Source organism: Pedobacter cryoconitis (assembly GCF_014207135.1).
Classification (GTDB): domain Bacteria; phylum Bacteroidota; class Bacteroidia; order Sphingobacteriales; family Sphingobacteriaceae; genus Pedobacter; species Pedobacter cryoconitis_D.
Genome location: NZ_JACHCC010000001.1, coordinates 100,965 through 124,307, shown reverse-complemented (window position 1 = coordinate 124,307; position 23,343 = coordinate 100,965). Strand labels below are relative to the sequence as shown.

The 23,343-nt window shown below is 39.8% G+C and carries 24 protein-coding genes; 20 read left to right on the top strand and 4 right to left on the bottom strand.

Features of this window, described 5'->3' with window-relative positions:
* The first annotated feature begins 205 nt into the window (after positions 1-205).
* From hisG to HDF25_RS00565, 9 genes are all read left to right on the top strand, one after another.
* A complete protein-coding gene (hisG, locus tag HDF25_RS00605) occupies positions 206-1,057 on the top strand; it encodes an ATP phosphoribosyltransferase (protein WP_184621721.1) in 852 nt (283 codons plus the stop codon).
* A gap of 67 nt (positions 1,058-1,124) precedes the next feature.
* Positions 1,125-2,423 carry a histidinol dehydrogenase gene (hisD, locus tag HDF25_RS00600; RefSeq protein ID WP_184621720.1) on the top strand — a complete coding sequence of 433 codons (1,299 nt, stop codon included), beginning with the start codon at positions 1,125-1,127 and terminating at the stop codon, positions 2,421-2,423.
* Positions 2,413-3,459 (top strand): histidinol-phosphate transaminase, encoded by a 1,047-nt coding sequence (gene hisC, locus HDF25_RS00595; RefSeq protein WP_184621718.1) that lies wholly within the window; start codon positions 2,413-2,415, stop codon positions 3,457-3,459. The genes hisD and hisC overlap by 11 nt, the downstream gene beginning before the upstream one ends.
* 2 nt (positions 3,460-3,461) lie before the next feature.
* Complete coding sequence (hisB, locus tag HDF25_RS00590) at positions 3,462-4,598, top strand: bifunctional histidinol-phosphatase/imidazoleglycerol-phosphate dehydratase HisB (RefSeq protein ID WP_184621716.1); 1,137 nt, start codon at positions 3,462-3,464, stop codon at positions 4,596-4,598.
* A gap of 2 nt (positions 4,599-4,600) precedes the next feature.
* Positions 4,601-5,194 carry an imidazole glycerol phosphate synthase subunit HisH gene (gene hisH, locus HDF25_RS00585; protein WP_184621714.1) on the top strand — a complete coding sequence of 198 codons (594 nt, stop codon included), beginning with the start codon at positions 4,601-4,603 and terminating at the stop codon, positions 5,192-5,194.
* Between the two features lies 1 nt (position 5,195).
* A complete protein-coding gene (gene hisA / locus HDF25_RS00580) occupies positions 5,196-5,945 on the top strand; it encodes a 1-(5-phosphoribosyl)-5-[(5-phosphoribosylamino)methylideneamino]imidazole-4-carboxamide isomerase (protein ID WP_184621712.1) in 750 nt (249 codons plus the stop codon).
* 3 nt (positions 5,946-5,948) lie between these two features.
* Positions 5,949-6,704 carry an imidazole glycerol phosphate synthase subunit HisF gene (hisF, locus tag HDF25_RS00575; RefSeq protein ID WP_184621710.1) on the top strand — a complete coding sequence of 252 codons (756 nt, stop codon included), beginning with the start codon at positions 5,949-5,951 and terminating at the stop codon, positions 6,702-6,704.
* Positions 6,701-7,288: a bifunctional phosphoribosyl-AMP cyclohydrolase/phosphoribosyl-ATP diphosphatase HisIE gene (gene hisIE, locus HDF25_RS00570; protein WP_184621708.1), complete on the top strand. Its 588-nt coding sequence runs from the start codon at positions 6,701-6,703 to the stop codon at positions 7,286-7,288. The genes hisF and hisIE overlap by 4 nt, the downstream gene beginning before the upstream one ends.
* Positions 7,289-7,294: 6 nt before the next feature.
* A complete protein-coding gene (locus HDF25_RS00565; RefSeq protein WP_184621706.1) occupies positions 7,295-8,194 on the top strand; it encodes a WD40 repeat domain-containing protein in 900 nt (299 codons plus the stop codon).
* On the opposite strand, the gene HDF25_RS00560 is transcribed toward HDF25_RS00565, so the two are convergent.
* The gene (locus HDF25_RS00560; protein WP_184621704.1) at positions 8,187-8,963 is read right to left on the bottom strand and encodes a C40 family peptidase; all 777 of its coding nucleotides are present in this window, start codon (positions 8,961-8,963) and stop codon (positions 8,187-8,189) included. The genes HDF25_RS00565 and HDF25_RS00560 overlap by 8 nt on opposite strands.
* A gap of 156 nt (positions 8,964-9,119) precedes the next feature.
* On the opposite strand from HDF25_RS00560, the gene HDF25_RS00555 reads away from it, so the two are divergent.
* Together HDF25_RS00555 and HDF25_RS00550 are read left to right on the top strand one after the other, a co-directional pair.
* Complete coding sequence (locus HDF25_RS00555) at positions 9,120-9,569, top strand: universal stress protein (RefSeq protein ID WP_184621702.1); 450 nt, start codon at positions 9,120-9,122, stop codon at positions 9,567-9,569.
* A gap of 7 nt (positions 9,570-9,576) precedes the next feature.
* The gene (locus tag HDF25_RS00550) at positions 9,577-10,377 is read left to right on the top strand and encodes a hypothetical protein (RefSeq protein WP_184621700.1); all 801 of its coding nucleotides are present in this window, start codon (positions 9,577-9,579) and stop codon (positions 10,375-10,377) included.
* A gap of 92 nt (positions 10,378-10,469) precedes the next feature.
* Here HDF25_RS00550 and HDF25_RS00545 read toward each other — a convergent pair whose 3' ends face one another.
* Positions 10,470-14,231 carry a hypothetical protein gene (locus HDF25_RS00545; RefSeq protein ID WP_184621698.1) on the bottom strand — a complete coding sequence of 1,254 codons (3,762 nt, stop codon included), beginning with the start codon at positions 14,229-14,231 and terminating at the stop codon, positions 10,470-10,472.
* A gap of 216 nt (positions 14,232-14,447) precedes the next feature.
* Positions 14,448-14,798: a 4Fe-4S dicluster domain-containing protein gene (locus HDF25_RS00540; protein ID WP_184621696.1), complete on the bottom strand. Its 351-nt coding sequence runs from the start codon at positions 14,796-14,798 to the stop codon at positions 14,448-14,450.
* 77 nt (positions 14,799-14,875) lie between these two features.
* On the opposite strand from HDF25_RS00540, the gene HDF25_RS00535 reads away from it, so the two are divergent.
* The 9 genes from HDF25_RS00535 to HDF25_RS00495 all read left to right on the top strand — a co-directional run bounded on the left by HDF25_RS00535 (position 14,876) and on the right by HDF25_RS00495 (position 22,789).
* Complete coding sequence (locus HDF25_RS00535) at positions 14,876-15,895, top strand: acyl-CoA reductase (protein ID WP_184621695.1); 1,020 nt, start codon at positions 14,876-14,878, stop codon at positions 15,893-15,895.
* Positions 15,896-15,966: 71 nt separating this feature from the next.
* Positions 15,967-16,170, top strand: coding sequence for a fructose-6-phosphate aldolase (locus tag HDF25_RS00530; RefSeq protein ID WP_184621693.1), 204 nt, complete (start codon positions 15,967-15,969; stop codon positions 16,168-16,170).
* Between the two features lie 3 nt (positions 16,171-16,173).
* Positions 16,174-16,857: a cell division ATP-binding protein FtsE gene (locus HDF25_RS00525; RefSeq protein ID WP_184621691.1), complete on the top strand. Its 684-nt coding sequence runs from the start codon at positions 16,174-16,176 to the stop codon at positions 16,855-16,857.
* Between the two features lie 126 nt (positions 16,858-16,983).
* On the top strand, positions 16,984-17,562 hold the full coding sequence (locus HDF25_RS00520; protein ID WP_184621689.1) for a nucleotide exchange factor GrpE: 579 nt from the start codon (positions 16,984-16,986) through the stop codon (positions 17,560-17,562).
* 2 nt (positions 17,563-17,564) lie between these two features.
* Positions 17,565-18,737, top strand: coding sequence for a molecular chaperone DnaJ (dnaJ, locus tag HDF25_RS00515; protein WP_184621687.1), 1,173 nt, complete (start codon positions 17,565-17,567; stop codon positions 18,735-18,737).
* A gap of 97 nt (positions 18,738-18,834) precedes the next feature.
* Positions 18,835-19,599 (top strand): DUF72 domain-containing protein, encoded by a 765-nt coding sequence (locus tag HDF25_RS00510; protein WP_184621685.1) that lies wholly within the window; start codon positions 18,835-18,837, stop codon positions 19,597-19,599.
* 20 nt (positions 19,600-19,619) lie between these two features.
* Positions 19,620-20,525, top strand: coding sequence for an ABC transporter ATP-binding protein (locus tag HDF25_RS00505; protein ID WP_184621683.1), 906 nt, complete (start codon positions 19,620-19,622; stop codon positions 20,523-20,525).
* 3 nt (positions 20,526-20,528) lie between these two features.
* The gene (locus tag HDF25_RS00500) at positions 20,529-21,854 is read left to right on the top strand and encodes an ABC transporter permease (protein WP_184621681.1); all 1,326 of its coding nucleotides are present in this window, start codon (positions 20,529-20,531) and stop codon (positions 21,852-21,854) included.
* Between the two features lie 5 nt (positions 21,855-21,859).
* A complete protein-coding gene (locus HDF25_RS00495; RefSeq protein ID WP_184621679.1) occupies positions 21,860-22,789 on the top strand; it encodes an exopolyphosphatase in 930 nt (309 codons plus the stop codon).
* On the opposite strand, the gene HDF25_RS00490 is transcribed toward HDF25_RS00495, so the two are convergent.
* Positions 22,765-23,334 carry a Maf family protein gene (locus HDF25_RS00490; protein WP_184621677.1) on the bottom strand — a complete coding sequence of 190 codons (570 nt, stop codon included), beginning with the start codon at positions 23,332-23,334 and terminating at the stop codon, positions 22,765-22,767. The genes HDF25_RS00495 and HDF25_RS00490 overlap by 25 nt on opposite strands.
* Between the last annotated feature and the right edge of the window lie 9 nt (positions 23,335-23,343).

Below are 23,343 nucleotides of genomic sequence, written 5' to 3'. Positions count from 1 at the left end.
TATTTTTGTTTTGTCAATTCTATCTATATATTTGTCAAACTCAGTGTGCAACGCATTATTGAATAGAGACATATATTATGAACAATATTTTGAAACATCATTTTCATTTCTTCCATCGCCAGTTGTGGCGATAGATATGTAATGTTTTGTACTTCAAAACTTGTTTCCGAATTATTTTCCTGTTTCATTCAATAATTTCAATCAATTGAAAACACTTAAAATTGCTATCCAGAAATCTGGAAGGCTAAACGAAAAATCCGTAGAGATTCTTAAAAATTGTGGTTTATCATTCGAAAACTATAAAAGCTCCCTGATCACAACAGTTACAAATTTTCCGTTGGAAATCTTATTTCTGAGAGATGATGATATCCCTGAATATGTGCAGGATGGTATTGCCGACCTGGGTATTGTAGGGGAGAATGTAATCACTGAAGTTAACGCCGATGTCACTTACCTTCAAAAATTAGGCTTCGGAAAATGCACCCTCAAAATCGCTATTCCCAACGAAAGTGAAATCTCTGATATCAGTGGTCTGGAAGGTAAAGCTATCGCGACTTCTTACCCTGTTATCCTGCAAAAATATCTGGATGAAAATAAAGTAAATGCAGTAGTCCGTACGATTTCAGGATCTGTAGAAATTGGTCCCGGTCTGGGGCTGAGTGACGCTATATGTGATATCGTTTCGACGGGCGGAACTTTAAAAAGTAATGGCCTGAAACCTTTCGCTGAAGTGATGAAATCCGAAGCTGTCCTGATCGGCAGTAAAGGAACAGAACTAAACGAAGATGTGATTGAATTATTGCAAAGGATCCGTTCAGTACTCCGTGCCAAAGAGACAAAATATGTAGTGCTCAACGTGGCCAAATCAAATCTTGAAAAAGTAGTGAGTTTACTTCCGGGAGTGAAAAGTCCGACAATAGTTCCTCTTTTTGAAGAAGACTGGGTAGCAGTTCACTCTGTGATTGCAGAACAGGATTTCTGGGAAAAGATCAACAGCCTGAAAGCTGCTGGTGCAGAAGGAATTGTAGTCATGCCGATAGAAAAAATCATTTCTTAAGCGCTGTTTTTTTCCAAAAAAGCTTCATTTCACCATTAACTTATAGTTAACACAAAAACATAAGACATTGAAACTCTACAGGTATAATAACTTATCTAAACAGAATATCGAAGAGATCTGTTTGAGACAGCTGGCTGATGATACCAGCATCGCAGAAAGTGTAAAAGAGATTATTGCACAGGTCAAAGTAGCAGGTGATCAGGCATTAAGAGATTACGCTTTAGCTTTTGACAAGGTTAGCCTCGACCAGCTTTTCATCGGAAAAGAAGAGATCAGCAAGATTGCTTCGGCCATTCCGGCTGAGGCGAAAAAGGCTATCGATACTGCTTACGAGAACATCAAAAAATTTCATGCTGCACAGTTATATAAAGAACTTCCGGTTGAGACTATGCCGGGTGTTTCCTGCTGGCGCGAGTCGAGGGCAATAGAACGGGTAGGACTTTATATCCCTGGTGGAACTGCTGTTTTACCAAGTACTTTTTTAATGCTAGGTATCCCCGCAGTGCTGGCCGGATGTAAGGAAATCGTAGTCTGCTCCCCTCCTCAGAAAGATGGGAAAACAAACTGTTTTCTTGCTTACTGCGCTCAACTTTTGGGCATTGAAAAGATCTATCTGGTTGGTGGCGCACAAGCTGTTGCAGCCATGGCATTCGGTACAGAAAGTGTACCTAAAGTTTATAAGATCTTTGGCCCTGGAAACCGTTATGTAACCCAGGCCAAACAACAGGTCCTGGCTTCGGGAATGACAGCGATTGATATGCCCGCCGGTCCCTCAGAAGTACTGGTTATTGCAGACGAAACTGCTAACCCTGCTTTTGTAGCTTCTGATCTGCTGGCTCAGGCCGAACACGGAACAGACAGCCAGGCTATACTGGTTTCCACTTCGGCCACGCTTATTGAAGAAGTGGAGAGACAGATTGAGATCCAGCTTAATGCTTTACCCAGAAAAGACATAGCCGCTCAGGCCATTGCCAATTCATATGCTGTACTGACAGAAAATAAGCAACAAGCTATGGAATTCAGCAATAGTTATGCCCCTGAACACCTGATCCTGGCTACAACTGATTTCCAGGAACTTATTCAACAAATTATCAATGCTGGTTCTGTTTTCCTGGGTAATCTGACCCCGGAAAGTGCCGGTGACTATGCTTCAGGTACTAACCACACCTTACCGACTAGTGGTTTTGCCAAAGCCTATTCGGGCGTATCTATGGATTCTTTTCTGAAGAAGATCACTTTTCAGCATATCAGTCCTCAGGGTCTGGCCAATATTGGCACTACTGTCGAAATTCTCGCTGCCGCCGAAGGGCTTCAGGCACACAAAAATGCAATCACTATTCGTTTAAAATCATCAGATGGATATTAAAAACCTACAACGCGAAAACATCAAAAACCTTCGCCCCTACTCTACCGCCAGAGATGAATACAAAGGCCAGGCAAGTGTATTTTTAGATGCAAATGAAAATAGTTTCGGTTCTCCTTTACCGGAGAATTTTAACCGTTACCCTGATCCTTTACAACTGGATCTGAAAGATGCAATCAGCAAAATTAAAGGTGTGCCCATTGAAAATACATTTTTAGGAAATGGAAGTGATGAGGCCATCGATCTTTTGTTCCGTGCCTTTTGTAACCCTGGAAAAGACAACGTGATCATCCTCCCGCCCACCTATGGCATGTACGAGGTTTCTGCAAATATTAATGATGTGGAGATCCGTAAAGTTAATTTATTACCCAACTTTCAGTTAGATCTGGAAGGGATAGCTGAAGCTATTGATGCCAATACCAAACTGATCTTTATCTGTTCTCCGAATAACCCGACAGGAAATTCAATCATCCGTACGGATATAGAAACTGTTCTGGCTAATTTCAATGGATTGGTCATTATTGACGAGGCTTATATCAATTTCGCTAAACAACGTACGTTCATCCAGGAATTGACTGAATATCCCCAGTTAGTTGTCTTACAGACTTTCTCTAAAGCCTGGGGCCTGGCAGGTTTACGTCTGGGTATGGCCTTTGCTTCCAGTATCACGATTGACATCCTGAATAAAGTTAAAGCACCATACAATATCAGTCAGTCTACCCAGGACCTCGCACTGGCTGCCCTGCAAAATATCGGACAGGTCAATGAATGGATTAAAATTACGGTAGCCGAAAGAGAATTGCTGAGTAAGCAGCTGCTGGAGCTACCTATGATCAGAAAGGTGTATCCTTCGGATGCAAACTTTATTCTTGCAGAGGTAGATGATGCCAATGGAACTTATGATGCACTGGTAGAACAGGGTATTATTGTCCGTAACCGTGCAAAAATAACTTTATGTGAAGGCTGCCTGAGGATTACCGTTGGAACCCCAGCCGAAAACAGCATACTATTATCCGCTTTAAAATCGTTAAAACCTTAACTATGAAGAAGATACTTTTTATAGATCGTGACGGCACACTGGTCGTTGAACCTGAAGACGAACAAATCGATTCCTTTGCAAAGCTTAAATTTTATCCCAAATCAATTTATTATTTGGCTAAGATAGCTGCAGAACTGGATTACGAACTGGTTATGGTAACTAATCAGGATGGGTTAGGGACAGATTCACATCCAGAACCTGCCTTCTGGCCTGTACATAATTTCATCCTTGACACTTTTGAAGGAGAAGGCGTCGTATTTGCTGAAGTGATCATTGACAAGACTTTCGCTCATGAAAATGCACCGACACGTAAACCAAATACAGGTTTGTTACAGCATTATTTCAATCCGGAAGTATATGATCTGGCAGGCTCTTTTGTGATTGGCGACCGGATTAATGATGTGGTACTGGCCAAAAACCTGGGTGCAAAAGCGATCTGGATAAGAAACAATGATTTACTGGGTTCTGCAGAAATGCTAGACAAAGCAGAGACCTTAACTTCAGTAATTGCACTGCAAACCCAGAACTGGGTAGATATCTATACCTTCCTCAAAGCAGGGAGCAGACAGGTTCATCACGTTCGTAAAACCAATGAGACCGATATCGTTATTGATATTGATCTGGATGGAACCGGAAAAGCACAGATAGAAACTGGTTTGAATTTTTTCAACCATATGCTGGATCAGATTGCTCGTCATGGTTCAGTAGATCTGAACATCCTGGCTAAGGGAGATCTTCATATCGATGAGCATCATACTGTTGAGGATACCGGAATCGCCCTGGGTGAAGCTTTTGCCAAAGCTATAGGCAACAAGCTCGGATTGGAACGTTATGGTTTTTGCCTGCCAATGGATGATTGTCTGGCACAGGTGGCTATTGATTTTGGTGGCCGCAACTGGATCGTATGGGATGCAGAGTTTAAACGTGAAAAAGTGGGTGATGTTCCGACAGAAATGTTTTATCACTTCTTCAAATCATTCAGTGATGCCGCGAAATGTAATCTGAATATCAAAGCTGAAGGAGATAATGAGCATCACAAAATTGAATGTATATTTAAAGCTTTTGCAAAGGCGATCAAAATGGCGATCAAAAGAGATGCAGAAAAATTAGTTTTACCAAGCACTAAAGGTTTATTGTAACCATGATAGGAATTGTTAATTACGGTGCAGGAAACATCTTTTCACTGGAATCAGCCTTATCCAGGATTGGACTCAGTTATGGAATGATCAATACTGTGGAGGATTTTGACTTATACTCCCATATTATTATCCCTGGTGTAGGACATGCCGGAGCTGCGATGGAAAAACTGAACAATACCGGTTTGGTCGAAGCGATCAGACAACTTAAAAAACCTGTTCTGGGGATTTGTGTAGGGATGCAGTTGCTCACTTCACATTCTGAAGAGGGTGATGCCAGGTTAACAGATATTGTGCCGCTGGAAACGAAACTTTTTGACAGAAACCTGGGTATTAAAGTCCCGCACATGGGATGGAATAATATAGAAATTAAAAACAATTTACTATTCGAAGGTGTTGAAAATCAGACACAATTTTACTTTGTGCATTCGTACTTTATTGAATATAACGCTATTTTTGAGATAGCCACGGCAGATTATGGTCTGCCATTTTCGGCGGCAATACAGAAAGATAACTTTTACGGGGTACAGTTTCACCCTGAAAAATCTGGTGCTGCCGGTGAACGATTATTAATGAACTTTTCAAACTTAAAACAATAAAATGTACATTATTCCCGCTATAGATATTCTGGATGGTAAAGTTGTCCGTCTGAGAGAAGGTGATTATAACCAAAAGACTGTATATGATGTTTCTATCGCCGAAATGATCAATACCTATAAGTCTAACGGTACTGAATTCATACATATTATTGACTTAAATGGTGCTAAAGGAGATTTCAGTAATCAGACTGAGCTTTTTGATATTATAAAAAAAACAGATATGCGTGTACAGTACGGAGGTGGTATCCGTACGATTGAGCAGGTGACCAACTTACTGGATGCAGGTATCCATAGAGTCATTGTAGGCACCCAGGCCATTACAAATCCTGATTTCCTGTCCGACCTGAGTAAAGAGGTTGGCAAGAAGTACGATTACGCAAACCGCATCGTGGTTGCCATTGATGTACTGGATGAAGTAATCAAATACTCGGGCTGGATGGAAAGCTCACCAATCAAGTTAATGGATTACGTGGATAAATGTTTACAATTAGGCTTTTTCAGATTCCTTTGTACCGATATCAATAAGGATGGTAAATTAGGTGGTGCAGCCGTTGATCTGTATAAAAAATTGCTGGAACACTCTCCGTTTATTAAACTAATTGCCTCTGGTGGTATTAGTTCAATGGCTGACATTGAGGAGCTGGCCAAACTGGATATCAGGTCATGTGTGGTCGGAAAAGCTATTTATGAGAACCGGATTTCTATTGAGGAAATCAAAGAATGGAACCTCAAGGCAATGACTTCCCTGTAAACGATGTTAAGCAAACGTATCATCCCATGTCTGGACGTCAAAGACGGACGGACTGTAAAAGGAGTTAATTTTGTAGATCTGAAAGATGCGGGGGACCCGGTTGAACTGGCCTGGCAATATGCTCAGCAAGGTGCCGACGAACTCGTATTTCTGGATATTACAGCGACCAATGAACGTCGGAAAACGATGATTGAAATGGTGAAATCTGTAGCCAGACAACTCAATATCCCTTTTACCATAGGTGGAGGAATTACAGCAATCGCTGATGCTGAAGCTTTGCTGAATGCAGGTGCAGATAAAATCAGTATCAATTCTGCGGCTGTTAAAAACCCACAGTTAATTGCGGACCTGGCCAAAGTATTCGGCGTACAGTTCGTTGTTGTAGCTGTAGATACGAAGTTGATTGCCGGCCGGAATATGGTCCATCTGAATGGTGGCCGCTTAACTACTGAAATTGAGACAGAGCACTGGATCAAACAGGCAGAGGAATACGGAGCGGGAGAAATATTACTGACTTCGATGGATCACGATGGTACCAAACAAGGCTTCGACTGCAATTTACTGGATAAAATCAGCAAACTGATTAATATCCCCGTGATTGCTTCGGGCGGTGCCGGAAAAATTGAACATTTTACAGAAGTTTTTAGCACAACAGGTGTTGATGCTGCCCTTGCCGCATCGGTCTTTCATTTCGGTGAGATACCCATACCTATATTGAAAAATGAATTAAATAAGCACAACATACCAGTAAGGTTATGAATATAGATTTTGAGAAAACCGATGGATTAGTTCCTGTAATCATTCAGGATATACAGACATTGGAAGTGTTAATGCTGGGTTATATGAACCAGGAGGCCTGGACAAAAACGCAGCAGGAAGGTAAAGTTACTTTTTACTCGCGCTCTAAAAGCCGGCTATGGACCAAGGGAGAAGAAAGCGGCAACTTTTTATACGTGAAGGAAACGCATATCGATTGCGACAAAGACACCATTCTGATTAAAGTTACTCCGGTTGGGCCTACTTGTCACACAGGTAGCAGAAGCTGCTTTAAAACCAATTTTAATCAGAACTTCATCTTTGAGCTGGAGAAAATTATCGGCGACAGATATGATCATCCTACAGAAGAATCTTATGTCAATAAACTACGTCAAAAGGGTTTAAACAAGATTGCACAGAAAGTAGGCGAAGAAGGTGTGGAAACAGTGATTGCTGCGCTGAATGAAACAGATGTTGATTTCGTGAATGAAAGTTCTGATCTGATCTTCCACTTACTGGTTTTACTGAGAGAAAAAGGTAAAACACTTGCTGATATTGGTACAAACCTGGAAAGCAGACATCGTTAATTCCATATGCTGAAACATTTAAGATCACTTAGCGGACATCAGAACCCGATTTATGCCCTGGCTAATTCAGGGAAAGCAGGAATCTTCTTTACTGGTGGAAATGATAAGGGGGTAGTGGAATGGTCATTGAGTAAAATGTCATTTGTCAAGGTGCTGATGCCGGTAAGAACATCTGTCTATAGTCTTCATAGTTACAATGACCTGCTCTATGTCGGACAGAGAAGCGGGGAGCTGAGTATTTTTGATCTCGGTAAACAGGAGGTTACAGCGAGTTTCCAGGCTCATGATAAACCTATTTTTGATATCATCACCGTGCCTGAGAAACAGGAGTTTTTAACAGCCAGTGAAGATGGAACGGTTGGTGTATGGTCTATGTCAGATTTATCCCTGCTTTACCGCATCAGGGTTTCTGCAGATACAGTCAGGGCTATAGCTGTTGGTCCGGGAAGTAAACACGTAGCCTTTGGCTGTAAAGACGGAGTAATCCGGATTTACGATCTTACTGATTATAGTTTATTACATATCCTGGAGCACCATACGTTACCAGTTACTTCGGTCCAGTATTCCCCTGATGGTAAATATCTGATTTCGGGGGGAAGGGATGCACAGTTAAATTTCTGGTCTCTTCCGGATTATCAGCTTCAGCATACTATTCCTGCACACTTGTTTAGTATATATGGCATTGCATTCCACCCGGACCTACCCTATTTCGCTACAGTCAGCCAGGATAAGAGTATCAAATTATGGGGAAGCGATGATCTGAAACTCTACAAAATCCTGAGCATAGAGAAAAACACGCACGGACATACTCATTCTATAAACAAGCTGGTCTGGAGCCAGGATGGAAAGTATTTACTAACCACCGGTGACGACAAACTGGTGATGATCTGGGAATGGGCTACATAAATCTTTTAATAATCCTGAGCTGATGACTATAACGTCCCAGTTCAGGGTTATAGATTCCCTGATCGTCAATAGAGTCAATCCTTACTTTACCGGAAGCATGAATGATCTGGTTTGCATTCAGCATCATGCCGACATGAATAATTTTCCCATCTTTATTATCAAAAAAAGCCAGGTCTCCGGCCTGTGCTTCAGGTAGAAAATTGACTATTTTTCCCTGTTCCGCCTGTTGGGAGGCATCTCTGTAGATTTTGATGCCAGCCAGTTTAAAAACTGCCTGTACATAACCTGAACAATCAATACCAAAAACTGTACGTCCACCCCACAGATAGGGGGCATTCTGAAAAAACAGCGCCAGTTCAGTCAATACCGAAGCCGAGGGTGTGGTTAAAATCTCATGTGCCTGAAACATGACCTGGAATTTTTCTTTTCCGAATCCGCAGTACCCGTCAGCATAAGCCGGCAAACTGCTGGATGCAGCAAGATAATATTTGCTTCCATCAGCACAGATAAGCTGATTACTGACCGCAGCAGGTACCAGAGCGGTAGCAGGCTGATGATATTCTTCCGATGTAATTTCGGCGAGCTGCTTAAAATCTATCCAGCCTTCATAACCATCATAAGCACTATGAACAAACCACCAGGGTTCGGCTTTTTCTATTACTTCAACCCGGTCACCGAATAAGAGCTGCGTCGAAATCTCGGCTTTGTCTGATGAGGAAGCCCTCAAAGGGGCAACCGCTACTCTGCAAATTGCGAATGTCTGTTCCATAATAAAATATAGTACTCAAAAGTACTGATAGAGAACTAAGAAACAGTTTAAAATTTATCAATTTTTTTCTATTTATTTTCAGTTGACAGGGCCTATGGTAAACATTTGGGGCACAAAACTGTTATATCTGTATTATATTCATTAATGCTTCAAATTATGAACCTCAAGAAAATTTTAATCGCAGTCGATAATAGTACCTGTTCGGAAAAAGCTGCAAAAACAGGTTACGAACTAGCTAAAAATTTTGGTGCAGAGGTTGCCCTGGTCAATATTATTGAACCTATGCCAGCTACTATGAACCAGGATCTCACGCTCGCCCCGGTATTTCTGGAGAGTTATGATAATAGTGAGGAGAACAGTCATCAGTTACTGAAAGAAATGGAAAATACTTATTCAAATGGTATCAAAACCACTTATTTAAGTGTGGTTGATACTGCGGCTCACGGAATTATCCAGCAGTCTGATGAATGGGGCTCTGACCTGATTGTAATCGGTACTTACGGCCGGACTGGCCTGTATCATTTTTTGATGGGAAGTGTTGCAGAACATGTAGCGCGTAAATCTGCCTGCCCTGTCTTGATTATTCCAAATAAAGCAGACGTATAGTTCTTAAATGACACCCATAGACGATATAGTTGCAGAAGACCTCAAACCAGGGGACGTCTTCTATGTAAAAGTTAACAAAACGTTTTATTTCCTGCAGGTAATCCATGCAGCGGAAACGCAGGACCAATTAAACAGGTTTGGTTACTTTGTTGTCTTTTTTGAAAAGACATTCCGGAAATTACCAGAATCCGCCAAAGAATTAGACCTGCAAAGAATTTACAAACCAAAATATATCTGGAAAAAGACAATTCTTTTTGCCGGGATCTGGAATTCAGAACCGAATATAAAGTTCAGAACAGACCTGATGTACCAGGAGATGAAGAGTAAATACAAACTGATATTTTTTGATAATTTAAAAGTCAGCAGTAGCTTCAATCCTGAAATTTCTGAAGATTTCTCTTATAACGTTCAATGTAGAACAAATGATGAAGGAATTGATATTACCTATAATCATTTAGCCTGGCAGGTCATCCTCTGGGGACTTGAACAGGAAGAAAAAGGCAAAACAAAAAAAAGAAGCAGTACGATACCAATCTATTTCAAAGACTGGCTGGAGTATGTTGAACCAGAAAATATTGTCAAAACGGAAAAAACAATCTCAACGTTTGAACAGGGCACGGATCAGACAGGGGCAACTAAAGAATTAAAAAAGTGTGTTCTGGCTATTAATAAAATCGACGGGAAACAATCATTTATTTCAACGATTGAGGCCGAAGCTATCATTGATAAATTAATTGAAATTGCTTCCGGCAGAGGTTTGAATGAAGCGGAAGCCGAAAAGGTAATCGAACTACACAGAGAATGGTAAAGGCAAAAAAAAACAGGCTATTTGCATAGCCTGTTTCCATTTATATTTTTGGCAAAGATTTTATGGAAATTTCATACTAAGATTTCAAGAATCTATTGTCCCTGAAAATGATAACTATATCTTTTCACAATATTTCGGTCTTTATCTTTAATGTTTAATAACCTTTGAAAACTGTCATACTCATAATATGTCGTATTTCCCTTGACATCGGTCATACTTGTGATACCTACTAACGGATCGTAAGTATAAGTAGCCATTTGGGCATTTGATGGATAAAAACAAATATCATCTATCTGGTTACCTGCAGGAATACTTATGGTGTAACTGGTTCCAGTAACCGACACAGCAGTATTAACAACCCATGACCAGTTTGCACCGTTCTTTTTCCAGTAGCTTAACGTGTACAGACCAGCATCAAGTCCGTCAATTTTTTTCGAATAACCAACAGAACTACTAGTATAGCTATAATGCCCCGTCTTCGAGTCATCTAAATTGCTATTACCATTTCCTTCCTCAAAGCCATCATAGAAAATGTTATTGTATCTGGAATTTTTAACTTCTGCTACCGGATATTGATTGTTATAACCCCACTGATAGGCTTCTGGTCTTCCATTTAATAAGTTGATTGTTATAGGATCTCCTGTCAGATTATAACGGTAAGATAATCTGGGAACATAGCGGCCATCCAGACTATAGCTACTACCTGCTCCTGCCGCAGGTAATTGCCCCTTTATCGCGTTAGAAAATTTAAAACCAGCTAACGGTATCGGATCAGTTGCTTCAGTTAATAACACAGTATCAATCAAACCTGTTCCACCAACTGTATATCTTGTCATTTTCCCTGAAGTAATTTCTGTAGTATTCCCTTCAGTCTGATAATTTACCTCCTCAATTGGTACCCCAGTCAAATGATTAGTTTTCATATCATTTATAAATGTCACTCCTTCAGGATAATCATCTGCATAAGTATGCAATGAAGTCAGAACTTTACCTTTACTGTTAGTCACTGCTTTGCGGCTAAGTTGTGTATGAGCAGAATTATCATAATAATAGTTTTCAATATTGGTTACAGGATTCTGCCCGTTAACATCATAATTCAGTGTTTTGGTTTGTGATAAATACTGCCATTCCTGCTTGCTGGTCACAGCATATACATCATAAATACTCTCTCTTTTATTATAACCATAGTCATTTGCAAATAAATATGGTCCGCATCCAACAACTGAGTAATTATCTAAACAATAGGTTATACCAGGCGAACAGACAAAGATATCATTGCCATTATTTTTAATGATAAACTGTTCAAAGGATTTACTGATACGGGGATCTACTGTATAAACATTTGTAATTTCCTGAACCGGCACTTTAATGTTATTAATATATTTATAGATAGATTTTGATAATTCAAGTCCATTCCTCCAGGAAAGATCTGGCGGACTTACATTTTCAACAATATGCCCTCCATATCTGGCAATTGAACTACTATTGTTCTGATTATAGGAGTAAATATGATCTATTCCCCCATTTTCATAGTTATCACCATATTTTTCTGTAACTGCTTTATAAGATACATTATATGAGTTTCTACCTACAAGATTTGAATAAGTACCAGCAAGGTACTGGTAGTATTCTGCATAGTCCAATGGCATACTTGGTTTGGTATAATACTGAGTAGGAGAAGAAAGAGGCATTGTCCCCAAACCGTATCTGCAGATATTTAGCTGATATAAGGGTAAATATGATCCCGACATCCCACTATACAAAAAATTAGTTGTTTTCACTTGCTTACTTACAGGATCGGTATCAATCATTTTTCTTACCCTGACACCACCGTAAAATGTACCATCAAGAGATTTATGAACTGGTATAGCAGGATTTCCAGGTATAGACTGATAGGGAACAAATATTTTACCATCAGGACTTGTCACTGAAATTGTAATCGTATAAGGTCCCCGGTTTAACACGCCGACACCGTAACTTCCTGCCTCTAATTTATAACTCCCTCCAGATGATCTTGAACAATCCCCTCTTGCATTAAATGGAGCAAAATCCAGTTTAGCTATGCTGGTTAATTGATTAAAAACCAATTCACCCGCCAGCGTCCCATCTGGTAATATGGGGCACCCCCCTCCTTTAGGACAATTACAACTAATATTCATCGTCAGGTTTACCGTTATTGGGGCCGTAACTCTGAAGGTTGCACTTGGTTTTCCTGCAGTACTAAGGTCTATACGCTGAACTTCAACATCAGGATTATTCGCCGTGAAGTCCCCTGACGTTAATACAGGGGTCTGCCCATTAGAAGAATTACCCTCATAAAAAAATTCTGTTGAGCCCCCAGTTGGATAGATAACTTTGCTAAGCATCCCCTTTTGTGCATAATCATAATCTACATCACGATTTACTTTCAACCTGCTAATCAATGTATTACCAAGTAAAATATAATTACTTTCAGGAACAATGAGTGAGTTCAACCCAGTTTTACCATTATAATATCCCCAATGATCCTGGTTAAATGCCAGATGAGGAGGTAAATTACCCTTATCAAGATATTCAAAACTATATTTCTTACTCAATGAGGAATCGTTGGCTGTTGTCTGCACTACACTTTTCAAAAAAGGCCTTGACAAATTTTCCAGGAGTGAAAAATAATCACTGGCATAATAATCACTTATCTCGTTTTTAGGCCCACCTGGACTAACTATATCATAATTAAAACTATACAATAGCGCTGCCTTCCCATCTCCAAAGTCCACTTCTATTTTTTCTAAAAGATAGTCCGCTTTAGAAATAACATCAGGTTTACTCTGATAAGAAAATTTTACAATTCCATAATGAGAAGAGTTGATACTTTTCAGATAAACACCTGAAATACCAATATTTTGTTTTGTAAAATTCATTAACCCCAGACCAGGTATATTCGCATTTACTTCACTTGAATATCCATATGGTCTTGGAGATCCATATAATGTAGGCGGCTTATTTTCCAGTGTTACATTCTGAGAAACGCCAGGATAAAATCCATAAGATGTTTCTCCATAACTAAATGTAAGGTAATCAGTAGGATCTCCAGCGCTTTCAATCCGGTTTAAATACCATGCACTCGCATATCGATCGTGATTACTATACCCAGTAGAACTTTGGGTCATTTCAGAAGCCACTCCACCAAAGTAATATCGGGTACCATCGGGAGTTGTAATTTTAAAATTCCATTTGGAATCTGGTTGGTCCTGATATTCAATTTTAAGATTTGACTGAGGCAGTAAGACCGGGATTTTATTATTATCAAATACAAATTTCCCTGTATAACCATTAAAATTGAAGTTGAACTCATCCATCTCCATATCGGTCGAATTGTTCCCGTTCGACTCCAGCCAGGATAATAACTCCTGATTAGTTTGATATAATGAGCTCCCTGAATTATTTAAACCTGAATTGTAACTATGAAAATTACGATTAGGGGGTAAAATAGTTCTTGGTACTGCTAAATCAGGTTTATCATATACTGTCCTTGTAATCGCTCCACCAGCATTTAAAACCCAGCTCATCCCAACTTTTGAGGCATATTCATTCACCTTTACTCCATTGGAACTATAACTAAGACCAATCGCTAACGAAAGTTTTTTAGTCTTTAAAGCGTATAAAGGTATTTGAACAGCGGCAGTCCCCGTATTCAGTCCTACTTGCTGATCCCCATATCTGCCTAATGCAGCAGCTTCTGGTGAGGCCTGTATAACCTGGGGCAAATTTACGGGTGCTTTATTCTGTGGTTCATCTGTCTTTTGGGCAAAAGCCACTATAACAGAGAAAATTAAAAACAAAAAGAGATAACAAGATGAGCTAAATTTATTCATGGCTAAAAAACTGGGGGCATAAAAACAGTCCTACTCAAATGACTATTTTATGGATTGATGAGCATATATTTTTCTGATTGCGAAATTACTCAATAAATCAACCCGTATTAAGCAATAATATTATGCTTATATTAAATTAACGCCACAAAAAATGTCCGGACAAAAAAAAACAGGCTATCTGCATAGCCTGTTTCCATTTATATTTTTATTGAAGAATTAACCTTCCTGGTGTAACCAGGCTTTCTTCTTTAATAATTCTTCTTCAGTCTCACGGATATCTTCATCATCCACGCAACAATCTACCGGGCACACTGCCGCACACTGAGGTTCATCATGAAAACCTTTACATTCGGTACACTTATCTGAAACGATATAATACACTTCGTCAGATATTGCTTCCTGAGCTGCTCCTGCATCAATCTCCTGATCCCCAAAATCGATAATACCATTTAGATTGGTACCATCAGAAAATCTCCAGGCTGTGCCTGCATCATAAATTGCATTATTCGGGCATTCAGGCTCACATGCTCCGCAATTAATACATTCGTCTGTTATTTTAATAGCCATGTCTTCGTATAAATCTATTTGCTAAAGTTACCTTTGCCTTGCAAATATAACATTTATACTTTAAAATTAATCAAAGCATGTCAATCCTAACCGCTGAAAAGTTAATTATTGCATTCCATAAACTAAGTGATTTTCTAAATCACCCTGGAGATGAATTTAGTAATACGATTAGTTCAGCTCCTAACCATAATGCCTGGTTCACTACGGATGAGGTAAATAGATCTTTATCTTCTCTGCAGGAAATGCTGAATTTAAATGATCTGGAAAAATGGTTTCAGCAGATTAATGTTAGTCAAAACCCAAAAAAGGTAGGTCTGATCCTCGCCGGAAATATTCCAATGGTTGGTTTCCATGATATACTGTCGGTACTGGCCACGGGTAATATAGCGGTTATTAAGCTGTCATCTTCAGACAGTCAGCTTTTGCCTGCATTGCTTAAGCAACTGGTCTTATTTGAACCGCTTCTGTCTGACAGAATCATTTATGCTGAAAGACTGAAAGATTTTGACGCGATCATCGCCACTGGCAGTAATAATACGTCCCGTTACTTTGAGTATTACTTTGGCAAAGTGCCCAATATCATCAGGAAAAACAGAAATAGCATCGCAGTACTGGATGGCCGGGAAAGTACAGAAGATATCGCTCTGCTTGGTCATGATATTTTTGATTATTTCGGACTGGGCTGCAGAAATGTATCCAAAATCTATCTGCCTGAAGATTATGAAATCAAAAACTTTTTTGAACCCCTGGAACAGTTTCAGCCCATTATTAATCATTTCAAATACAATAATAATTACGATTATAATAAGTCTATTTACCTGGTAAATACCGTTCAGCATTTTGACAACGGCTTTTTACTGGTCAAAGAAGATGAAGGGCTCTCCTCTCCTCTTGCTGTATTGTATTTTGAAAGGTATCAATCTCTGGAAGAGCTGACCACAAAACTTAAAGCTATCGGCGAAAATATACAGTGTGTGGTATCTAATGTTGATTTGCAGCTGGATGCCGAAGTTGTGACATTTGGACAAAGCCAGCATCCGCGTTTATGGGATTATGCAGATAATGTGGATACGATTACTTTTTTGAACAGCTTATAAGCCGCCTATTTGAGCATCTAAATTTAAACAGGCTCTTATTTTCTCATTTTGAAACACTATTTTTGAACAAAATGTATGTAATCAAAGTTAAAGGTATTGCCAAGATCCCGGATTATGTCCAACTGAGGGATGATAAATTCACCTTACTGGCTTATTTCAGGGTAGACCGTCCGGATAAATCACTGGACAAACTAGGGCTTGGCGATAAACTGCCTTATATTATGGATATGGTAAAGAATTTACCTTTTGGCCAGATTGCAAAATTAGATATTTAAGACATGACAGGAAACGCAGTTATAAATTTAAAAAACGTAGATGTATTCCAGCAAAAACACCTCGTACTTTCTAATGTTAACCTTAACATAGACAAGGGTGAATTTGTATTTTTAATCGGACAGACCGGCTCGGGTAAAAGCAGTTTACTGAAAATCATCTATGGTGATCTTCATATCGGTAATGGTGAGGGAGAAATTGCAGGTTTTGACCTGAAAAAGCTGGCAGAAAGAGATGTTCCCTATCTGCGCAGAAAACTGGGAATTGTTTTCCAGGATTTCCAGCTGCTGACAGACCGCACCATTGAAAAAAATCTTGATTTTGTTTTAAGGGCTACCGGCTGGAAAGATAAAAATCTGATCCAGGAGCGGATTAAGGATGTACTTGAAAAAGTAGGCTTACGTTCCAAGATCAAAAAAATGCCGCATGAACTTTCTGGCGGAGAACAGCAACGTGTAGTTATCGCCCGTTCACTGTTGAATAATCCTGATATTATCCTGGCAGATGAACCCACCGGAAACTTAGATCCTGAGACTTCGGAGGAAATAGTCCTGTTACTGAAACAAATCAGTCAGAATGGTACAGCCGTACTTATGGCTACCCATGACTATCATATCATCCGTACCCTGCCTTCACGTATTATCAAATGTGAAGCTGGTATCGTGCATGATGATGCTACAATTAACTAATCATTCCTGACAAAATAATTCTTTTTCAGCCATTCTGTACAGTCTTGTTCAAACAAAACTGACAGCATGGCTGATATACTTCATTGGCAAACCTTTTGAGTTTGCATCCTAAAATTCTACTATACCATGTTTAGCAAGAAGAAAACAAACGATACAGAAAATCCTATTACGGAAAATATTGCTGAAGAGCAGTTGAACAAAGAGCAAACTGATGACGCGAATGCGGATACTATCACTGAACCTGTTGAGGAAATCTCTGCTGAAGAGCAATTAAAACTCGATAATGCAGCATTGAATGATAAATATCTTCGCCTTTTTGCTGAATTTGATAACTATAAAAGACGTACGCAAAAAGAACGTGTTGAACTTTTACAGACTGCTGGTAAAGATGTAATCATTTCCATGCTTCCTGTACTGGATGATTTTGACCGTGCAAATAAAGCAACTGAAAACGCGACTGATATCACTGCGATCCGTGAAGGAATTCAATTGGTACATACCAAGCTTAAAAGCATCCTTAATCAAAAAGGATTAAAAGAAATGGAAAGTGTGAATACTGTTTTTGACACTGACCTTCATGAAGCAATCACTAAAGTTCCGGCAGCGACTGAAGAGCTGAAAGGAAAAGTCATAGATGAATTAGAAAAGGGATATACTTTAAATGATAAAGTTATACGCTTTGCAAAAGTTGTTGTAGGTAGTTAATTATGAGTAAGAGAGATTATTATGATATTCTTGGTGTAGCCAAAAATTCTTCAGCTGAAGAGATTAAAAAAGCTTACAGAAAGCTGGCTATAAAGTTCCATCCGGATAAAAATCCGAATGACCATACTGCTGAGGATAAATTTAAGGAAGCTGCTGAAGCTTATGAAATATTAAGTAACCCTGAGAAAAAACAAAGGTATGATCATTATGGTCATGCAGGAGTTGGAGGGGCTTCAGGCGGTGGCGGTTATGGCGGCGGCGGCATGAACATGGAAGATATATTCAGCCAGTTTGGGGATATCTTTGGTGGCGGCGGTGGCGGTGGCAGCCCTTTCGATAGTTTCTTTGGCGGACAACAGCAACGCAGCAGCGGCAGACGTGTAGCCAAAGGCTCTAATCTTCGTATCAAAGTTAAACTTACCCTTGAAGAGATTGCGCATGGCGCAGAGAAAAAAATAAAGGTCAACAAACAGATTGTATGTAAAACCTGTGATGGTTCAGGGGCTAAGGACAAATCTTCAATCAGCACTTGTAAAACCTGTGGTGGCAGTGGTTCTGTTCGCAGGGTAACCAATACCATCCTGGGACAGATGCAAACTACTTCTACCTGTCCGACCTGTAACGGTGCCGGATCACAGATTACTTCTAAATGTACTTCATGTCATGGTGATGGAACTGTGCGTGGTGAAGAAACAATTACAATCAATATCCCTGCGGGTGTAAGTGATGGTATGCAGTTAAGCATGAGCGGAAAAGGTAATGCTGCCCCAAATGGTGGTATACCAGGTGACCTGATCATACTGATTGAAGAAATCCCTCATGAAACACTGAAACGTGAAGGAAACAATATTGTTTATGACCTGCATTTAAGTATCATTGATGCTGCTTTGGGTTATAGCGCTGAAGTACCGACCATTGATGGTAAAGCAAAAATCAAAATCGAGCCGGGTACGCAAAGCGGAAAATTATTACGTCTGAAAGCGAAAGGTATCCCTGAGGTGAATTCTTATCATCGCGGAGACCAGATCATTCATGTGAATATCTGGACGCCTAAAGCACTGAGCAGTGAGGAACGTAATATGCTGGAGAAATTACGTGAATCTCCAAACTTCAAACCTCAGCCAGGTAAAAATGACAAGAGTTTCTTTGAGAAAATGAAAGAATATTTCGAATAATACCGAAACTTAATATAACGAACAGGCTGTAACGGAAACGATACAGCCTGTTTTTTTATGCGCTAAACTTTAATCCCGGATCCTTGTTATATGGTTTATGATAAGAATCGGTTGTTCAGGATTTCATTACAAGGAATGGAAAGGTGTATTTTATCCTGCTGACCTACCATCAAAAGATTGGTTTGGTTATTATTGCAGGCATTTTAATACCATCGAGATTAACTCTTCATTTTATGGATTACCTACTGTAAAAACTATGGACAACTGGTACCACACCAGTTCTGATGACTTTCTGTTTACGATTAAAGCTCCCGCAAAAATTACACACGAGGCTAAATTCAGTGATACAGAAGAACTCATCAGTAATTTTTACCAGACCATCGCCAGCGGGTTAAAAGAAAAACTGGGCTGTGTACTCTTCCAGCTCCCTCCTTCTTTTACCTATACTGCAGATCGGTTATCACTGATTCTTAAAAACTTAAGTCAGGCCTTTCATAATGTCGTTGAATTCAGGCATATTAGCTGGTGGAATAATGACGTATTCACTGAATTCAAAAATAAAAATGTCACATTTAGTGGTCTCAGTTATCCATCGGCACTGCCAGATCAGGTTATTCAATTTACAAACCCGGTTTATTATCGTTTTCATGGCAAACCTGTATTGTACAAATCTCTGTATACAGCAGAGGAAATTAGTAAATTCGCTTCGGTTATAGTCCCGGTAAACAAACAAGTATTCGTATATTTCAACAATACCTGGGGCACAGCTGCACTAACCAATGCAGCACAGTTGATTGAATTGCTCAATGGCAGAACCGGTTTTTGTAACAAAACCACTTTTTTACGTCTAAACGGTAACTAAAAAACTAAATCGAATAATAAATGCTTCGTGTAAACAATATTGTCAAGCAATATGCCTCACATCTTGCACTGGACGACGTAAGTCTGGAAGTAGAACAAGGCAAGATTTTCGGCTTACTCGGACCTAATGGTGCCGGGAAAACCTCCCTGATCAGAATTATCACACAGATTACTGCACCTGATAGTGGTGAAGTAATTTTTAATGGTCAACGCCTGAATGCCAATCACATCGCACAAATAGGTTATCTCCCCGAAGAACGTGGTTTATATAAGAAAATGGAAATAGGGGAACAGGTTTTATACCTGGCCAGGTTAAAAGGACTGACTACCGCCGAAGCCACCAAAAGAATCAGGTACTGGTTTGAAAAACTGGAAATGGAAAGCTGGTGGCACAAAAAGGTCGAAGACCTGAGTAAAGGTATGCAGCAGAAAGTACAGTTTGTAGCTACGATATTGCATGAACCGGAACTGATTATCCTGGACGAACCTTTTTCTGGTTTTGACCCGGTAAATGCAGACATCATAAAAAATGAAATCCTCGAACTGAACAAAAAAGGAGCAACATTTATATTTTCTACACACCGCATGGAATCTGTAGAAGAATTATGTGATAATATTGCTTTAATTCATCGTTCCAAAAAAATATTGGACGGATCAGTGCTGGATATTAAAGAAAAATACAGAAACAACACTTATTGGGTTGAGTTTGACGGCGATTATAATCCTGAACTGACCGCTGATATTTTTGAAGTTCTCCAGAAAGATACCCTGAGGGGGAAAACTATACTAAAGGTCAGATTAATGGCCGGTAAGACCGCCAATCAGCTTTTATCAGCATTACTGCCAATAGTCAATATACATCGCCTGGATGAGGTTATTCCAACCATGAATGACATTTTTATTGATCAGGTTAAACAAGAAAATTAAACTATGAATAAGATTTTACTCATTATACGCAGAGAGTACCTTTCGAGGGTAAGGAAAAAGTCATTCATTCTGATGACCTTACTTACTCCTTTAATTATCGCAGGTTTCTATGGGATCATTATTTATTTTTCCATACAGGGTGCCTCGGGCACCTTTAATAAAATAGCTGTAGTTAATGAAAACAAGTCATTAACGGAGAAGCTGGTTTCTTCAAAAAATGCTTCTTATACCTATGTGGGTCAATCTCTTGCCGAGATGAAATCAAATATGGGAAAATCGGGTTATGATTATGTATTATATCTCCCGGATTTCAATCTGGGGCATCCGGATGGCATCCAGTTATTTGGCACTAAACAAGCCAGTCTTTCACTCAACAGTAAAGTGACAGATGCACTGGAAAATGCAATCAGAACGCAAAAATTAAAAGAAAGTGGCATTGCCCAGGAAGACCTGGACAAGTTACAGTCATCAGTCAATATAGATAACAAAACGATCAACGAAACGGGTAATGAGGAAGACTCCAGTGCGGGGGCAATTACAATCATCGGCTCTGCTTCGGGCATACTCATGTTTATGTTTATCCTGCTTTATGGGATACAGGTGATGCGTGGGGTCATCGAGGAAAAAACAAGCAGAATAATTGAAGTCATGATTTCATCGGTTAAACCTTTTCAGCTGATGATGGGTAAAATTATTGGGATCGCTTTAGTAGGACTCACGCAGTTTATCCTCTGGATTGTATTAACAACAGCTATTTCAACGGTCGCGGTGAAGATCTTCTCAGATAAAAAAGACTTAAAACAGGTCACCGTATCCAATACCCAGGTGAAACCAACTAAAGTAGCCGCAGATGTAGCCGAAGCTGGTCCCATTGCTTATGTGCAAAAGAGCCTGGCTAGTCTGGATCTGACCAAGATTGTACTGGTTTTCCTTTTCTTCTTTATCGGTGGCTACTTGTTTTATAGTGCACTTTATGCAGCGATCGGTTCGGCAGTAGACAGCGAAACAGAAACCCAGCAATTTATTATGCCCGTCATGATGCCTTTGTTTGTCGGTTATGCACTATCGTTGAGTGTGATTACGAATGATCCTTATGGACAGCTCGCTTTCTGGTTATCGATGATTCCTTTTACTTCTCCGATTGCTATGATGGTCAGATTACCATATGGTGTACCTGACTGGCAGCTGGCTTTATCTATGGCTTTACTGATTGTTGGTTTTATAGGCACCGTCTGGGTAGCTTCAAGGATATATCGTGTGGGTATTCTGATGTATGGAAAAAAGACCAGCTTCAGAGAGATGATCAAATGGTTTACTTATAAAAATTAACCCGGATGAAGGCTGCTGTTATTGACCTGGGTACAAATACTTTTCATCTGATTATAGCGGAACTCTCTTCTTCAGGAGTTGAGGTCTGCTATAAAACTAATCTGCCGGTACAGTTGGGCCAGGGACGTATTAATGAAAACATAATCATTCCTGAAGCTTTTGAACGGGGTATACAGGCCTTAAAAGGTTTTAAGGCTGAACTAGACAGACAACAGGTTCAAATTGTCAGGGCGATAGCTACCTCTGCCATACGGAGTGCTGCAAACGGTGCTGAATTTGTAGATGAAGCACTTTCGAGAGCTGGAATAACCATTGAAGTCATCACTGGTGAACAGGAAGCTGCCTTTATATTTAATGGAGTAAAAGCTACGGGTGTAATCAAACAACCATCTCTGATTATGGATATTGGCGGGGGCAGTACAGAATTTATTATCTGTAATCCCGATGGCTATTTATGGAAGAAAAGTTATAATATAGGTGCTGCAAGATTATTGCAGGCTTATTTTCATACAGATCCGATCAGTACGGAGGAAAAAACCAGTATCAGGAAACATCTTGACCGGGAACTGACTGAATTAAAAACAGCCTGTTCAATTGACCATCCACAGGTCCTGATTGGCTCGGCCGGAGCATTTGAGACCTTCGCTGCCATGTTGCTGAAAGACACGGATATCAAAACAATCAGCTCTGCGGCACTGGACATAAATGCATACCAGTTACTTTCCGAAAAGCTGATTGCTTCTACACATGCAGAAAGGGCAATTATGCCGAATCTGATTCCGCTAAGAGTAGACATGATAGTCATTGCTGCAATTCTGACCAGTTATATCCTGGAAGAAATGGGGCTAAAATCGGTCAGTTTATCTACTTATGATTTAAAAATGGGGGTACTGCACGCTATCCAGGCAGATCAGAAATTTGACAGCTCCAGATAGAGTTTTTCGGTTGGCAACCCCATCACATTCGTGTAAGAACCCGTAATCTGCTCGACGGCAATAAATCCAAGCCAGTCTTGTATGCCATATGAACCGGCTTTATCGAGCGGATTGTATTTTTGGATATAATGTTCGATTTCTTCTATGGTTAGTACTCTGAAACAAACTTCTGTCTGATCAAAAAAGGTTTTAAGCTTGTCTTTGTAAGCCAGACTTACACCTGTATATACTAGGTGGCTCGTACCTGATAATTTCTGCAACATTTCTTTGGCATGTGCTGCATTTTCAGGTTTACCTAAAATCTCTCCCTGATAAGCGACTATGGTATCTGCGGTGATTACCAGGCTGGAGAAACGTTCTTCTGCAAAGGCCACAGCCTTCTTTTCCGAGATATAACAGGCTATCTCTGCAGGGGAAAGATTTTCCGGATAACTTTCATCTACATCCTTTAACAGAACTTTAAAATCAAGCCCCATCAGTTGCATCAGTTCCTGGCGACGGGGCGATTTAGAAGCCAGTATTAAAGGAGTAGTTTGCTTGTACATATGATATAT

Coding starts and splice junctions, on each gene's coding strand:
- hisC (WP_184621718.1), top strand. CDS start 2,413: ATGGATATTAAAAACCTACAACGCGAAAACATCAAAAACCTTCGCCCC.
- hisB (WP_184621716.1), top strand. CDS start 3,462: ATGAAGAAGATACTTTTTATAGATCGTGACGGCACACTGGTCGTTGAA.
- hisH (WP_184621714.1), top strand. CDS start 4,601: ATGATAGGAATTGTTAATTACGGTGCAGGAAACATCTTTTCACTGGAA.
- hisA (WP_184621712.1), top strand. CDS start 5,196: ATGTACATTATTCCCGCTATAGATATTCTGGATGGTAAAGTTGTCCGT.
- hisF (WP_184621710.1), top strand. CDS start 5,949: ATGTTAAGCAAACGTATCATCCCATGTCTGGACGTCAAAGACGGACGG.
- hisIE (WP_184621708.1), top strand. CDS start 6,701: ATGAATATAGATTTTGAGAAAACCGATGGATTAGTTCCTGTAATCATT.
- HDF25_RS00565 (WP_184621706.1), top strand. CDS start 7,295: ATGCTGAAACATTTAAGATCACTTAGCGGACATCAGAACCCGATTTAT.
- HDF25_RS00560 (WP_184621704.1), bottom strand. CDS start 8,963: ATGGAACAGACATTCGCAATTTGCAGAGTAGCGGTTGCCCCTTTGAGG.
- HDF25_RS00555 (WP_184621702.1), top strand. CDS start 9,120: ATGAACCTCAAGAAAATTTTAATCGCAGTCGATAATAGTACCTGTTCG.
- HDF25_RS00550 (WP_184621700.1), top strand. CDS start 9,577: ATGACACCCATAGACGATATAGTTGCAGAAGACCTCAAACCAGGGGAC.
- HDF25_RS00545 (WP_184621698.1), bottom strand. CDS start 14,231: ATGAATAAATTTAGCTCATCTTGTTATCTCTTTTTGTTTTTAATTTTC.
- HDF25_RS00540 (WP_184621696.1), bottom strand. CDS start 14,798: ATGGCTATTAAAATAACAGACGAATGTATTAATTGCGGAGCATGTGAG.
- HDF25_RS00535 (WP_184621695.1), top strand. CDS start 14,876: ATGTCAATCCTAACCGCTGAAAAGTTAATTATTGCATTCCATAAACTA.
- HDF25_RS00530 (WP_184621693.1), top strand. CDS start 15,967: ATGTATGTAATCAAAGTTAAAGGTATTGCCAAGATCCCGGATTATGTC.
- HDF25_RS00525 (WP_184621691.1), top strand. CDS start 16,174: ATGACAGGAAACGCAGTTATAAATTTAAAAAACGTAGATGTATTCCAG.
- HDF25_RS00520 (WP_184621689.1), top strand. CDS start 16,984: ATGTTTAGCAAGAAGAAAACAAACGATACAGAAAATCCTATTACGGAA.
- dnaJ (WP_184621687.1), top strand. CDS start 17,565: ATGAGTAAGAGAGATTATTATGATATTCTTGGTGTAGCCAAAAATTCT.
- HDF25_RS00510 (WP_184621685.1), top strand. CDS start 18,835: ATGATAAGAATCGGTTGTTCAGGATTTCATTACAAGGAATGGAAAGGT.
- HDF25_RS00505 (WP_184621683.1), top strand. CDS start 19,620: ATGCTTCGTGTAAACAATATTGTCAAGCAATATGCCTCACATCTTGCA.
- HDF25_RS00500 (WP_184621681.1), top strand. CDS start 20,529: ATGAATAAGATTTTACTCATTATACGCAGAGAGTACCTTTCGAGGGTA.
- HDF25_RS00495 (WP_184621679.1), top strand. CDS start 21,860: ATGAAGGCTGCTGTTATTGACCTGGGTACAAATACTTTTCATCTGATT.
- HDF25_RS00490 (WP_184621677.1), bottom strand. CDS start 23,334: ATGTACAAGCAAACTACTCCTTTAATACTGGCTTCTAAATCGCCCCGT.